Source organism: Xenophilus sp. Marseille-Q4582 (assembly GCF_916700565.1).
Taxonomy (GTDB): Bacteria; Pseudomonadota; Gammaproteobacteria; order Burkholderiales; family Burkholderiaceae_C; genus Xenophilus.
Genome location: NZ_CAKAKO010000001.1, coordinates 619,440 through 633,171, shown reverse-complemented (window position 1 = coordinate 633,171; position 13,732 = coordinate 619,440). Strand labels below are relative to the sequence as shown.

The 13,732-nt window shown below is 71.0% G+C and carries 13 protein-coding genes and 1 pseudogene; 5 read left to right on the top strand and 9 right to left on the bottom strand.

The annotated features are described in order from the left end of the window. Positions 1-9: 9 nt before the first annotated feature. From LG388_RS02940 to LG388_RS02930, 3 genes are all read right to left on the bottom strand, one after another. Positions 10-480 carry a MaoC family dehydratase gene (locus LG388_RS02940; RefSeq protein ID WP_304956837.1) on the bottom strand — a complete coding sequence of 157 codons (471 nt, stop codon included), beginning with the start codon at positions 478-480 and terminating at the stop codon, positions 10-12. A 49-nt stretch (positions 481-529) separates the two neighbouring features. Beyond that, complete coding sequence (locus tag LG388_RS02935) at positions 530-1,186, bottom strand: ParA family protein (protein WP_225781339.1); 657 nt, start codon at positions 1,184-1,186, stop codon at positions 530-532. Between the two features lie 68 nt (positions 1,187-1,254). Beyond that, positions 1,255-1,935 (bottom strand): TetR/AcrR family transcriptional regulator, encoded by a 681-nt coding sequence (locus LG388_RS02930; protein ID WP_225781338.1) that lies wholly within the window; start codon positions 1,933-1,935, stop codon positions 1,255-1,257. 185 nt (positions 1,936-2,120) lie between these two features. Between LG388_RS02930 and LG388_RS02925 the strand changes: the two are divergent. Both LG388_RS02925 and LG388_RS02920 read left to right on the top strand, forming a co-directional pair. Beyond that, positions 2,121-2,417 (top strand): annotated as a pseudogene (locus LG388_RS02925) (VOC family protein); the annotation flags it as partial. Positions 2,418-2,629: 212 nt separating this feature from the next. After that, the gene (locus LG388_RS02920; RefSeq protein WP_225781337.1) at positions 2,630-2,989 is read left to right on the top strand and encodes a DUF1428 domain-containing protein; all 360 of its coding nucleotides are present in this window, start codon (positions 2,630-2,632) and stop codon (positions 2,987-2,989) included. Between the two features lie 17 nt (positions 2,990-3,006). On the opposite strand, the gene LG388_RS02915 is transcribed toward LG388_RS02920, so the two are convergent. From LG388_RS02915 to LG388_RS02890, 6 genes are all read right to left on the bottom strand, one after another. Further along, positions 3,007-3,762, bottom strand: a complete 756-nt coding sequence (locus LG388_RS02915) for an SDR family NAD(P)-dependent oxidoreductase (RefSeq protein WP_225781336.1) — start codon at positions 3,760-3,762, stop codon at positions 3,007-3,009. A gap of 41 nt (positions 3,763-3,803) precedes the next feature. After that, the gene (locus tag LG388_RS02910; RefSeq protein WP_225781335.1) at positions 3,804-4,577 is read right to left on the bottom strand and encodes a sulfite exporter TauE/SafE family protein; all 774 of its coding nucleotides are present in this window, start codon (positions 4,575-4,577) and stop codon (positions 3,804-3,806) included. Between the two features lie 221 nt (positions 4,578-4,798). After that, the gene (locus tag LG388_RS02905; RefSeq protein ID WP_225781334.1) at positions 4,799-5,800 is read right to left on the bottom strand and encodes a tripartite tricarboxylate transporter substrate binding protein; all 1,002 of its coding nucleotides are present in this window, start codon (positions 5,798-5,800) and stop codon (positions 4,799-4,801) included. Positions 5,801-5,938: 138 nt separating this feature from the next. Beyond that, positions 5,939-7,030 carry an RNA 3'-terminal phosphate cyclase gene (gene rtcA, locus LG388_RS02900; RefSeq protein ID WP_225781333.1) on the bottom strand — a complete coding sequence of 364 codons (1,092 nt, stop codon included), beginning with the start codon at positions 7,028-7,030 and terminating at the stop codon, positions 5,939-5,941. A 123-nt stretch (positions 7,031-7,153) separates the two neighbouring features. Continuing rightward, the gene (locus LG388_RS02895) at positions 7,154-8,383 is read right to left on the bottom strand and encodes an RtcB family protein (RefSeq protein ID WP_225781332.1); all 1,230 of its coding nucleotides are present in this window, start codon (positions 8,381-8,383) and stop codon (positions 7,154-7,156) included. 102 nt (positions 8,384-8,485) lie between these two features. Continuing rightward, complete coding sequence (locus tag LG388_RS02890) at positions 8,486-9,634, bottom strand: slipin family protein (RefSeq protein WP_225781331.1); 1,149 nt, start codon at positions 9,632-9,634, stop codon at positions 8,486-8,488. 707 nt (positions 9,635-10,341) lie between these two features. Between LG388_RS02890 and rtcR the strand changes: the two genes are divergently transcribed. From rtcR to LG388_RS02875, 3 genes are all read left to right on the top strand, one after another. After that, positions 10,342-11,949, top strand: coding sequence for an RNA repair transcriptional activator RtcR (rtcR, locus tag LG388_RS02885; RefSeq protein ID WP_304956842.1), 1,608 nt, complete (start codon positions 10,342-10,344; stop codon positions 11,947-11,949). A gap of 106 nt (positions 11,950-12,055) precedes the next feature. After that, on the top strand, positions 12,056-12,664 hold the full coding sequence (locus LG388_RS02880) for a hypothetical protein (protein ID WP_225781329.1): 609 nt from the start codon (positions 12,056-12,058) through the stop codon (positions 12,662-12,664). 92 nt (positions 12,665-12,756) lie between these two features. Then, on the top strand, positions 12,757-13,704 hold the full coding sequence (locus tag LG388_RS02875) for an ornithine cyclodeaminase family protein (protein WP_225781328.1): 948 nt from the start codon (positions 12,757-12,759) through the stop codon (positions 13,702-13,704). The last annotated feature ends 28 nt before the right edge of the window (positions 13,705-13,732 follow it).

Here is a 13,732-nt window from a genome sequence, read left to right as displayed (position 1 = left end):
CGCGACGCGTCAGGCGTACGCGCGGGACACCGACTCGGCCACGCAGGCCGGCTTGGCCGCGCCTTCCAGCTCCACCGTCACTTCCCAGGTCTGCTGGCGGCCGCCGCCGTCGATGGCGTCGCTGGCCAGCAGCTTGATGTGCGCACGCAGGCGGCTGCCCACGGGCACGGGCGACATGAAGCGCACGCGGTTCAGGCCATAGTTCACGCCCATGCGCACGCCTTCGATGCGGATCGCGCTTTCGAAGAAGGTGGGCAGCAGCGACAGCGTGAGAAAGCCGTGCGCGATGGGGGCGCCGAAGGGCCCGGCCTTGGCGCGTTCCACGTCGATGTGGATCCACTGGTGATCGCCGGTCGCCTCGGCGAACTGGTTGACCTGGGCCTGGGTGATGGTGACCCAGTCGCTGGTGGCCACGCTCTGGCCGACGCAGGCGGCCAGGGCCTCGAGGTTCTCGAAGGTGCGGATGCTCATGGCTGGCATTCTGGGGTCGCTGCGGTGCCGCGCTTGTAGCTGCGGCGACAGCCGGATCTCAGGGATTTCCAGAGGCTGCGGGGCCCGCCGGCCGGCCGTCCAGCCAGCGCATGAGCGGCTCCCACTGCGCCAGGTCGCGCTGCACGCGCCCCGGCGCCACGTCGAAGAGCGTGAGTCCGCGCGCCGCCAGTTGCACGTAGTTCTGCGTGTCGCGCAGCTCGGTGACCACGGGCACGTCCAGCCGCGCCACGAACTCGCGCAGTTGCCCGGCCGCGAGCGTGCGCCCGCCCACGCGCATGCCCACCAGCGCCACGCGCTTGCCGGCCTTGCCTTCGGTGCGCTCCAGCAGCCTGTGCACGAAGTCGCTCGTGGCATAGATGTCGAACAGGCTCGGTTGCAGCGGCACCAGCACCTGGTCGGCCAGCGCCAGCACCTGCTTGAGCCGCTTGCCGTGCAGGCCGGCCGGCGAATCGAGCACCGCATGCGTGGTGCCCCGGGGCGGCCGCAGCAGGCCTTCCTCGCCTTCCGCGTCCCAGCCCTGGATGGGCGCCACCTGGGCCGGGCGCAGCCCCAGCCACAGCCGGGAGGACTGCTGGCGGTCCACGTCGCCCAGCATCACGGCATGGCCCTGGTTGGCGAAATAACCGGCCACATGGGTGGCCAGCGTGGACTTGCCCACGCCGCCCTTGGGGTTGGCGATCAGAACGACTGGCATGCGCTTTCCTGCGGGATGGAAGCCTCATCCTAAATCCATCGCATGACGGCCGGGCCCGCGCCGTGCGCTCACAGGCCGTTCTCGACCATCCGCAGCAGCCGCTGCGCGAGCGCCTGCACCTGCGCTTCGGGCGCGCCGCGCAAGGGGCCGTCGATCAGCAGCATGGCCAGGCCGTGCACCGCCGACCAGGCCAGGTATTCGGCGCCCGGGCGGCGCTCGGCCGGCAGCACGCCGGCTTCCACCAGCCGGTCCAGCGCCGCGCCCAGCAGCTCGAAGGGGTTGAGCCCGCCCCGTCCCGCCTTGGCCGGGTCGTGGTCGTTCTCGACCGGGCCCAGCGCCACGAAGGCGGTGCGGAACAGGCCGGTCTCGCGCAGCGCGAAGCCCAGGTAGCCCGCACCCACGGCGCGCAGCCCGGCGCGCGCGCGCTCGGCGCGGCGGCCCCGCGCAGGCACCTGCGCCAGCTGGGCCTCGATGGCATCGGCGACGGCCGCCAGCGCGGCCGCGCGCACGGCGGCCATCAGGTCCTGGTGGCTGGCGAAATGGCGGTAGGCGGCATTGGGCGCCACGCCGGCGCGGCGCGTCGCCTCGCGCAGCACCACGGCTTCGGGGCCGCCTTCGCGCGCCAGGGCCATGCCGGCCTCCAGCAGCGCGCGGCGCAGGTCGCCATGCCGGTAGCCGCGGCGGGCGGGCGCGGCGCCAGCCTCGCCGGGGCGCGGCTGCGAAGGGGCGGAAGGCGTCGTGCGGCGCATGTCAGCGCCCTCGCGCCGTGCCCCACGGAAGGCCTGCGGCCCGGCCGTGCTGCGATGCGACTGCGAGATTCATTCTGGAACTCATGTGGACAGTGTTCACGATTGTCTGCTAGTCTTTGTGGACGGTGTACACAAACTTCCGGTCCTGATGGCACACCGTCCTCCCCTCACTCCAAGGAACCTCCATGTCCCCGATCAACGCCTACCTGACTTTCGATGGCCATGCGGCGCAGGCCATGCGCTTCTACGAACAAGTGCTGCGCGGCAAGCTGGAAGTGATGATGACCATGGCGCAGGCCCCCGACGGCGCCTGCGCCGAACTGCCGCGCGAGGCCCAGGACCGCATCATGCATGCGGCCCTGTCCTTCGGGGGCGGCATGCTCATGGCGTCCGACACGATGCCCGGCCAGGCCTACGAAGGCATGAAGGGTTTCGGCGTGGCCCTGAGCCTGCCCAGCGTGGCCGAGGCCGAGCGCGTGTTCGCCGCCTTCGCCGAGGGCGGCCAGGTGCAGATGCCGCTCGCCCCCAACTTTCTGGGCCGAGGTCTTCGGCATGGTGGTCGACCGCTTCGGCACGCCCTGGCTGGTGAACGGGCCCGGCAAGAGCTTCTGACCGCTTCTTCGCGTTGGCCACCGCGCCAGCGATTCGGCCGCCCGCGCGTGCGGCACCCATTCCCCGAACCAGGAGACTCTCCATGCCCCGTTATGTCGACGGCTTCGTGCTGCCCGTGCCGCGCGCGAACATCGCGGCCTACCGCGCCATCGCGCGCAAGGCCGGCAAGGTCTGGAAGGAATACGGCGCTCTGGAATACATCGAATGCATGGGTGACGACGTGCCGCCCGGCAGGACGACCTCCTTCGCGCGCAGCGTCAAGCTCAAGGACGACGAGGTCGTCTTCTTCTCGTACATCGTCTACAAGTCGCGCAAACACCGCGACGCGGTCAATGCCCAGGTGATGGCCGACCCGCGCATCGCGAAGATGGACCCGAAGACCATGCCCTTCGATGCGAAGCGCATGATCTTCGGCGGCTTCAGCGCGGCCGTGGAACTCTGAAGGTGTGAGCGAGCCCTTCAGGGCTGTCGCACGTCGCCCACGGGCTGCGCGCCGAAGTCCGGCCGGTCCAGCCAAGCCAGCACCTTGGCGGCGGCGCTGTCCGGGCTGTCGAGCAGGCCGTCCTGCTTGAGTTTCTCGAAGCGGCCGCGGTCGGGAAACAGCGCCGCATCGGCGCCGCGCAGCGCGATCTGCATGTCGGTGTCGATCACGCCCGGCGCCAGCGACACGATGCGCGCGCCGCCTTCGCCCGCCTCCTCCAGCGCCACCGCGCGCGAGAAGTGGTCCATGCCCGCCTTCGACGCGCAGTAGGGCGCCTGGCTGCCCATGGCGTTGCGGCCCAGGCCCGAAGAGATGTTGAGCACGCGCCGGGGCGCCGTCCAGCCGCGGGTGGCGCGCAGGAAGGCCGCCGTGAGCAGCAGCGGCGCCTCCAGCCCCACGCGCAGCGCCTGCGACAGATCGGCCAGCTCGGCCTGGGCCAGCGGTGCCGGGCGGCCCACGGTGCCGGCGTTGTTGATCAGCGTGGCGCTCTGGAAGGCCGGCGCATGCAGCGTGCCCAGCCAGTCGCTCACGCGCTGCGCGGCGGGCAGCGGATCGGCCAGGTCCAGCGGCCATTGCAGCAGCAGGCTGCCGGCCTCGGCGGCCACGGCCTCGAGCGCGGCGTCCGTGCCGCGCGAGATTGCCAGCAGCGTGACCTCGCCGCGGCGCAGCAACTGCTCGGCCATCGCGCGGCCCATGCCGCGCGAGGCGCCCGTGAGGATGAAGAGTTCGGACATCGGAGTTCCTCGGTAGGGTTGAAAGCGTTCTTCGGACGGGGTCAGGCGATGAAGCCGTCCCACACCAGCTTGAGGCCCGTGAGCAGCATGCCGGCATAGATGAAGCGGTAGAACCATAGCGCACTGATGCGCCGGGCGATGCGCACGCCGGCCCACACGCCCAGCGGCGCCAGCGGCATCAGCACCAGCGAGGTGGCCAGGTTGCGCAGGTCCAGCAGGCCCAGCCAGGCGTACGGAATCCACTTGCTGAGGTTCACCGCGAAGAACAGGTAGGCCACGGTGGCCGTGAACACGATGGGCGGCAGCCGCAGCGGCACCAGGTAGGCGTTGAGCGGCGGCCCGCCGGCGTGCGAGATGAAGCTGGTGAAGCCCGAGGTCACCGTGAGCAGGGCGCCGAGCGCACGCGGCGGCGGCGGGCTGTCGGGCCGCGGCGCAAAGAGCAGGCGCTGCGCCAGGAAGAGCAGCGTGAACACGCCCACGATGCCCGCCACGGTGGCCGGCGACAGCAGGCGAAACAGCAGCGTGCCCACCCCCGTGCCGAGCAGCGCCCAGGGCAGCAGGAAGCGCAGCAGCTTCCAGTCCACGTCGCGCCGGAAGGCGGCAAGGCCCAGCAGGTCCATGACCAGCAGCAGCGGCATCATGATCGCGGCCGCCTGCGGCACCGTGGCGGCCAGGGCCATCAGCGGCACGGCCAGCGAGCCGAAGCCCGCGCCGAAGCCGCTCTTGCTCAGGCCCATGAGGAACACGGCGGGCGCCGCGACGGCATAGAAGAAGGGATCGGTGACGAGCGAAAGGCCGAAGAGGGAGGCAGGCAAGGCAGGCAACGCAGGCGCCGCGGCGCAGGGAGGGAGGAAGGCGCGCGGCAGGAATCGTGCCGGCGAAGCCCGGCATTGTGGCGCTCCCCGCGCCGCCGCGCCGTGCGGGACGCAAAGCCGGGGCCGCCATCACGGGACGCCTCTGCCACGGCAGTGGTCGGGCTGCCGGGGCGCACCTCGTTGCCGGCGCACTTGTCGCTGCCGGCCGATGTCGCCGCCTCTTACTCCGGCCCGATGTGCAGCGCGTCCAGCACCCCCTGCCAGGTGCGCCGGTCCTCCTCGATGGCCTGCGCCAGCTGCTGCGGCGTGCCGGGGCGCGGATACACGCCCAGCTCGCGCGACTTGGCGAGCACGGCCGGCTCGCGCAGCGCCTCGCCCATGTCCCGCTGCAGGCGCGCGAGCACGGCGGCATCCACGCCCTTTTTCGCGATGACCGCGAACAGGCCATGGGACACGCCGCCGGGCACCGTGTCGCGCGCGAGCGGGAAGGCCTCCAGGCCGGGCTCCACGCGGTCGCCCATGGACGCCAGCACGCGCAGCCTGCCGCCCTGCACGGCGCCCGCGATGACGTTGTAGGTCTCGACCATCAGGCGCGTCTGGCCGCCCAGCGTCGCCTGCAGCTGCTGCGCGCCGCCCGTGTAGTGCACATGCAGGAAGCGCACGCCCGCCTTCAGCCCCAGCAGCGCGGCCGCCAGGTGCGGCGCGGTGCCGCGGCCGTTGTCGGCCACTTCCACGCCCTCGGGGCGCAGGCGCGCATCCGCGATCAGGTCCGCCAGCGTGCGGTAGGGCGAATCGGCGGGCACCGCCAGCATGAAGGGCGCCGCCGCGGCCAGCGTGACGGGCACGAAGTCGCGCTGGAAGTCGTAGGCCACGCCGCGGATCAGACTGGGCGCCACCGAGATGGCCGAGCCCTGCACGAAGCCCACGGTGTAGCCGTCGGCCGGCGACGAGAGGATGTGGTTCATGCCGATCACGCCGCTGCCGCCCGGGCGGTTGTCCACCACCACGGCCTGGCCCCACCGGCGCGACAGCTGCTCGCCCACGAGGCGGATCAGCACGTCCGGCGCCGACGCGGCCGGGAAAGGCACGACGAAGCGCACCGGCTGCGCGGGCCAGGCCGCCGCAGCCGCCGCCGCGCCCGGCCACAGCGCGGGGGCCATCAGGGCGGCCGCGCCCGCGAGGGCCTGGCGGCGGGACAGCGGGAGGCGGGGAGCATGGGACATAGGTGGCCGAGAGGTTGTTGAGAGCGATTCTTGTTCTCTCATTGTCGGCCCCGCCGGCTGCGTGGCGCATCGCCGTTGCGTGAAAACCCTGAACCCGGGCGGCCCACGCGTCAGCCGGCGCTGCCGCGCCTTGCCTTTTCAGCGCGGCATGACGCGCACGCAGGCCGGCAGCCCGTCGCCGGCGGCGGGCTCAAGGGCGATGCGCACGGGCAGGAAACGCTCGATCACCGCGCAGTTGGTGCGCAGGTGCTCGCTGACCCCGGTGCAGGTGAAGGCGGCACCGCAGCCGCTGCGCCAGCAGGCCAGCGCCAGCAGCAGCACCCACTGGTCGGCCAGGTGCTCGCCCAGCGCCGCGCCGCTGCGCTCCCAGGCGCGCACCTGCTGCACCAGGTCCTGCGCCACGTCTTCGGCCGGCCGGCCGCGTTCGCCGAACACGGTGATCAGCTCGGTGCTGTGCGCATAAGCCAGCGTGGCCATCAGCACGTTGCCGGGGCCTTCGTCCTGCCGCGCAGGGCCGATGCGCAACTGCTCCCCCGACCAGCCCAGCGCCTCGTGCAGCACGCGCAGCTCGCGCGTGCCGATCTGCCGCGCCAGGCCCGGCACCAGGCATTCGGCATGGGCGCTGAGCCGCGGGCCGCGCGCCATCAGGTCGAAGGGCCGCGGCCCCGGGGCGGGTGCCGGCGTGATCTGTGCCCCCAGTTGCCCGCCGCCGGCCGGGTAGAAGCCGTGGCGGCGCAGGTCCAGCTGCAGGTCGCCGCCCAGGCGCCGCAGCAGCGGTGCATAGGCCGCGTCCAGGAAATGGAAGCACGGCGCCATCGGGTTGTGCGTGCCGCCCTGCAGCTGCACGCGGCTGGGCCCGTCGGCCAGCCACAGCGGCGGCAGCACGGTCTGCAGCACCAGGGTGCAGCTGCCCGCGCTGGCGATGCCGAAGGCGTAGTCGCCCGCGCGCACCGGGCCGGGCACGAAATGCAGCGCCTGCGCGCCCAGTTCCGCGCCCTGCACCTGCGCGCCGCTGATGGCGGCGGCCGCCTGCACGCAGGCCAGGTGCTGGCGCATCAGGCCCGGCTTGGGCCGGCGCGCGCGGATGCGCGTCAGGGCCAGCGGCCGCTGCGTGACGATGGACAGGGCCAGGCCCGTGCGCAGGATCTGGCCGCCGCCCTCGCCTTCGGCACCGTCGAGTTCGATTTCGGGCGCCTGCCGCGCCGCGTGCGTGATCACGTTGTCGTTCATGTCGTCCCGCGGGGCCCCGCGCATGTTGGCGCACGCGCGGCCGCTCCCGAATGTTCCAGCCGGCCCTGCGGCCGGCTCCTCGCTCCGTCGCGCGCGCCGCGCGCGCCGCATGTGCGGCCGGCGTCAGCCCTTCACGCACACCACCTGCTTGAGCGTGTACACCACGTCCACCAGGTCCTGCTGCGCTGCCATCACGGCGTCGATGTCCTTGTAGGCCATCGGGATCTCGTCGATCACGTCGGCGTCCTTGCGGCATTCCACGCCTTCGGTGGCGGCGATCTGGTCGGCCACGGTGTAGAGCTTCTTGGCCTTGGTGCGGCTCATCTTGCGGCCCGCGCCGTGGCTGCAGCTCATGAACGACTCGGGGTTGCCCTTGCCGCGCACGATGTAGCTCTTGGCACCCATGCTGCCCGGAATGATGCCCAGCTCGCCCGCCTTGGCGCTCACCGCGCCCTTGCGGGTCACCAGCACGTCCTCGCCGAAGTGCGTTTCGCGGCTCACGTAGTTGTGGTGGCAGTTCACCGCTTCCACATGCGCCTCGAAGGGCTTCGTGATGACCTTGCGCGCGGCCGCGACCACGCGCTGCATCATCACTTCGCGGTTCGCACGCGCGAACTTCTGGGCCCAGCCCACCGCTCGCACGTAGTCGCCGAAGTACTGCGCGCCTTCCTCGAAGTACGCCAGGTCCTGGTCGGGCAGGTTGCGCTGGTGCTGCTCGGCATCCTTCTTCGCCAGTTCGATGAAGTGGGTGCCGATGGCATTGCCCACGCCACGCGAACCCGAGTGCAGCATGAACCACACGGCGCCCGCTTCGTCGAGGCAGACCTCGATGAAGTGGTTGCCGGTACCGAGCGTTCCCAGGTGCTTGTGGTTGTTGGTGTTCCTGATGCGCGGATGCGCCTCGCAGATCGCATCGAACTCGTCCTTGAGCAGCGCCCAGGCCACGTCGGTCTCGCTGGGTGGCGTCTCCCACGACCCCTTGTCGCGGCCCATGCGCTTGGGGTTGGAGCCGTGCGGCACGGCCTTCTCGATCGCGGCGCGCAGCGGGCCCAGGTTGTCGGGCAGGTCGTTGGCGTGCAGCGTGGTCTTGCAGGCCATCATGCCGCAGCCGATGTCCACGCCCACCGCGGCCGGGATGATGGCCTTGAAGGTCGGGATCACCGAGCCCACGGTCGCTCCGATGCCGTAGTGCACATCGGGCATGGCCGCGATGTGCTTGAACACGATCGGCAGGCGCGCGGCGTTCTCGAGCTGCTGCTGCGCCTCGGCTTCCACGGGCACGCCCTGGGTCCACATCTTCACGGGCACGCCGCCCGCGACTTCGTGCAGCTGGTAGTTGGGTTCGTTGTTCATTGCTCTGACTCCTTTTCTCTCTCTCTCTCTGCTCCGAGCGCTCGAGCGGATGAGCACGAGGAAAGCCGGTTGGCATCCGCGATGCCGCCCATCCGGCGGCGCTCAGGCCGGTTGACGCAGGGTCACCAGCCCGTTGAGGACCTGGTCCAGGCCGCCGACCACCGAGATCTTGTCGATCCGCTCGGCCACGCGTTCCAGGGTTTCCAGTTCCTTCATCCGCAAGGCGACGGGGTTGCCCTCCATCACCTTGGCCGTGTTCAACAGCGAACGGGTCGCTGCGGTTTCTTCGCGGCGGCGGATCACGTTGGCCTGCGCCGACTTCTCGGCTTCCACGACCTGCGCCAGGATGCTCTTCATCTCGCCCGGCAGGATGATGTCCTTCACGCCCACGCTTTCCAGCGCCACGCCCGAGCCCGCCAAGCGCTCGCGCACCTGGGCCAGCACCGACGCGTCGATGGCCGCCTTGCTCTCCAGCAGCGCATCGAGGTTCTGCTCACCCACGGCGGCCCGCAGACCGAACTGGAGTTCGCGGTACACATGGTCGGCCGGCTTCGGCATCTGGGCCAAGGCCAGCCGCACGTCGGTGTAGCGCCACACCGCCGACAGGTTCAGGCGCAGGCCGACCTTGTCACGCGTCAGGATTTCCTGGCCGCTCACTTCGGCGATCTGCGCGCGCAGATCAACCGTTGTCACGGCCACCTGGCGGTTGAAGCGCCAAAAGCCATGCGCCCCCGGCGCCAGCAGTTCCTGCATCTGCCCTTCCAGCGTCCACACGCCGGCATGGAACTCCGGCACCTGCACCAGCAGTACGCCGTCCAGGCCGCGCACCGCACGGGGGCGCAGGTTCACGCTTTGCAGCCTGGCCAGCAGTTCGGCCGGCAGGCGCGCATCGGCCGCCACGTCGACCACGTCCACGCGCTGCTCGCGCAGGCCACGCCAGTAGAGCTTGCGGCTCGCCGGCGGCAGGATCTCGACCAGCACGCCATCTTCATGGCGCAGGCCCACTTCGCTTTCGCCCAGGTTCACCTGCACGAACTCGCGGGCCACCAGTTCCGGTTCCTGCACGCGCAGCACATCGGCCAGTTCGTGCTCGAACAGCGGCTCGTTCAACGAGAAGCGCTCCACGGTCAAGGTGTCGAAGCCACCGAACACGCGGTGCTTGCCAGGGCCGAACAGACCCGCGAAATCGCCATTGCGCAGCAGCAGTGCGCGTTCATTCTTCTTGACGGTGAAATTTTCGAAACCCAGCATCCTCTTCTCCCAAAGTTGTTCGTATCCGCCGAACATCCCATCCATCGGTGCCCCTTGAACACAGGCTGCGGGCTTCCTGCCTGAACGGGGCCGGTGCAGCGGTCCCGGGTGGGCGGTGACGCAGGCAAGCCGAACCGGCCTGCCACTCGCCTCCCGCCCGGGCTGGCTGCACCCGCTTCCCGGCCAAGGGCACGGGGCACAGGCGGCCTGTGTCGGCCGGGCGTGGCGCAATGGAGGACAAGCGCCTCCTCGCGCGCCGCCTGACCGGGGCATGGGACTTTCATCCCATTCAAAGCGGTGTTGCCACCGCGAGTCAGCGGGACTCGAACCCGTTCGCCGACCCCGAAGGGCCCGCTTTCCGTTCCCTTTGCAGGGGTTGGAAATTCACCAGGGACTCGAACCCTGTACGCCCCGACGGCATGAATTCACATCCGACAACCTGGCAGCGGCATACCACCGACCCAAGGCATGACCTGGTCCATGGCACCGGGCCGCAGGGCTTGAGCCCCAAGCGGCGCCTGTGAGCAGCACATGTTGCAACCGGACGGGTGAGGTCTTGCAGGACCTGTGCCAGACTGGTTCGCTGGGCGGCCAATCAGATCAAGCCATTGATTTGATTGAATATTTTTCTTTCCGATGGATGCAGCTGCCGCTCTGCTCGACTTAGAATTCCTGTTTTCCTAGCAAATTGGCTAATTTTTTATCCGATCATGAAACCCATCGTCGTCATCGGCTTCCTGGGCACCCAGCTCGATTCGGGCAAGGGTTCGGGCCGCTGGGAGAAGTGGCGTCCCACGCTGTCGCTGACCCAGCACCCGCACATGGCGGTGGCGCGCATGGAGTTGCTCTACACGCCGCGCCACCAGGCGCTGGCCGAACTGCTGAAGGCCGACATCGCCGGCGTCTCGCCCGAGACCGCCGTGAACCTGGTGCCGCTGGCCATCGAGGACCCCTGGGACTTCGGCGAGGTCTACACCCGCCTGTACGACTGGGCGCGCGCCTACCCCTTCGACGCCGGGCGCGAGCAGTACTGGGCACACATCACCACGGGCACGCACGTGGCGCAGATCTGCATGTTCCTGCTGGCCGAATCGCGCATCCTGCCGGCCGTGCTGGCGCAGACCTCGCCGCCCCGGCGCCAGCGCGAGGGCGACCCCGGCAGCTATGCGCTGATCGACCTGGACCTCTCGCGCTACGACGCCATCGCGCAGCGGCATGCGGCCGAGCAGCGCGACGCGGTGGCCTTCCTCAAGCGCGGCATCGCCACGCGCAACGCGCGCTTCAATGCGCTCATCGACGAGGTGGAGCGCGTGGCCGTGCGCTCGCGCGCACCCATCCTGCTGGTGGGGCCGACGGGCGCGGGCAAGTCCTTCCTGGCGCGGCGCATGTTCGAGCTGAAGAAAGCGCGCCACCAGATGAGCGGCGCCTTCGTCGAGGTGAACTGCGCCACCTTGCGCGGCGACGGCGCGGCCTCCAGCCTGTTCGGCCACAGGAAGGGCGCGTTCACGGGCGCCGCCAGCGAGCGCGCGGGCCTGCTGCGCAGCGCCGACCAGGGCGTGCTCTTTCTCGACGAAATCGGCGAACTCGGCGCGGACGAGCAGGCGATGCTGCTCATGGCCATCGAGGAAAAGCGCTTCTACCCCGTGGGCGCGGACCGCGAGGTGACCAGTGACTTCCAGCTCATCGCCGGCACCAACCGCGACCTGCGCGAGGCCGTGGCGGCCGGGCGGTTCCGCGAAGACCTGTTCGCGCGCATCAACCTCTGGACCTACGAGCTGCCGGGCCTGGCCCAGCGGCCCGAAGACCTGGAGCCCAACATCGAGCACCTGCTGGCCCAGCATGCGCACGAGACGCGCCGCGGCGTGCGCTTCAACGCCGAGGCGCGCACCGCCTACCTGCGCTTCGCCCAGGGGCCCGACGCGCCGTGGCGCGGCAACTTCCGCGACCTGTCGGCCAGCATCACGCGCCTGGCCACGCTGGCCGAGGGTGGGCGCATCACCGAGCCGCTGGTGCAGGCCGAGATCGCGCGACTGCGCTGGCTGTGGGCGCGCGAAGACCCGTCGGCGCGCGCCGCCACCACCGAGGTGGACCTGGACGCGCTGCTGGGCGCCGAGCAGGCCGCGGCACTGGACCTGTTCGACCGCTTGCAGCTCGAAGCCGTGCTGCGCGTGTGCCGCCAGTCGCGCACGCTGTCGGACGCCGGGCGCAAGCTCTTCCAGGCCTCGCGCGCGGCGCGCAGCGTGGTCAACGACGCGGACCGGCTGCGCAAGTACCTGGCCAAGCACCAGTTGAGCTGGGACCGGCTGGTGGCCTGAGAGACGGCGGCCGCGGGCGCCGGATGCGCCCGCGCGCGTGCCTACACTCGCAGCCTGCTCTTCTGCGCGCCGTCCGCGCGCGCTCACCGCTCCCGCCTTGCCGTTCATGGAACTGTTCTTCCTCGTCTTCCTGGCCGCCCTGGCCGGCCACATCCTCAAGACCCGCGAGCAGCAGCGGCGCATCGCGCTGCTGGGCCAGGCCCTGGGCCGCTACCAGATCGAGCAGCTGATGGAGAACCTGACCGACGGCTACCTGCGCTGGCTGGGCGAGGACGATGCCGAACGCAAGGCGCAGGTCTGGGGCGTGCTGGAAGGCACCGAACAGGCCCTGACCGGCCAGTTCACGAGCTTCGCGCGCGAGTTCCAGCAGACCGAGGCGCCGCTGGCGCAGGTGAGCAAGCTGCCTTTCGCCCTGCCCTTCGCGCAGCAGTTGCTGCCCGGCTACCGCCTGTTCGACGTGCGCAAGGCCTTCGCGATCCACGCGCGCGGCATCGAGGCCAGCGCGCAGAACGCGCTAGGGCTCAGCCCCAAGGCCAAGGCCTACATGATGACCGCCGAGCTGTACCTGATGCAGCACACCTGCCACTGGTTCTGCCGCTCCAGGACCGTGGCCAGCGCGCGGCTGGCGGCGCGGCACCAGAGCAGCTACGAGCAGGTGCTCGATGCCGTGTCGCCGCAGACACGCGAGGCCTACCGCGCACTGACGGGCGTCTGAGCGATGCCGGCTGCCCTGCCCCTTTGCGCCCGGCGGGCCGCACAGCGCCCCGGCCCGCAGCCTGACGCGGCCCCGGCGAAGGCCTGAGCGCCATGCAGCATTTCGACGCCGCCGCCACCCGCGCCGCCCTGGGCTTCGACACCCTGGTGCCCGCGCTGCGCGCCGCCTTCGCGGCCCAGGTGCAGGTGCCGCCGCGCCATGTGCACGCCATCGCGCAGCAGGGCCAGGCGCAGGGCACCGTGCTGATCATGCCGGCCTGGAGCGACGCGGGCTACCTGGGCATCAAGACCATCAACATCTTCCCGGGCAATGGCGCCAGCGGCCTGCCGGGCCTGCATGCGACCTACGTGCTGTACGACGCGCGCACCGGCGTGCCGCTGGCGATGATGGACGGCAACGAGATCACGGCCCACCGCACGGCCGCCGCGGCGGCGCTGGGCGCCTCCTTCCTGGCGCGCGAGGATGCGCGCCGCTTGCTGGTGCTGGGCGCGGGCCGCGTGGCGCGCCTGCTGCCGGCCGCCATGCGCAGCGTGCGGCCCGGCCTGGCGCAGGTGCGCGTGTGGAACCACCGGCCCGAAGGCGCCGAAGCCCTGGCCGCGCAATGGCGCGCGCAGGGCCTCCAGGCACAGGCCGTCACCGATCTGGAAAGCGCGGTGCGCGAAGCCGACCTGGTGAGCTGCGCCACGCTGGCCACGCAGCCGCTGGTGCGCGGCGGCTGGCTGGCGCCGGGCGCGCACCTGGACCTGATCGGCAGCTTCACGCCCGAGATGCGCGAGGCCGATCCGGCCTGCTTCGGCCCCGACCGGCGCGTGTTCGTCGACACCGACGAGGCGCCGACCAAGGCCGGGGACCTGCTGGACGCAATGGCCGCCGGCCAGTTGCACCGGCACGCGCTGCAGGGCAACCTGCACCAGCTGTGCCGCGGCGAACGCAGCGGCCGCCGCGATGCATCCGAGCGCACCGTCTTCAAGGCCGTGGGCAGCGCGCTCGAAGACCTGGCGGCCGCCACGCAGGTATGGGAAAGCCGCCAGCCCGCTTAGGCTTGCAACCGCGGACCCAGCCGCAGCT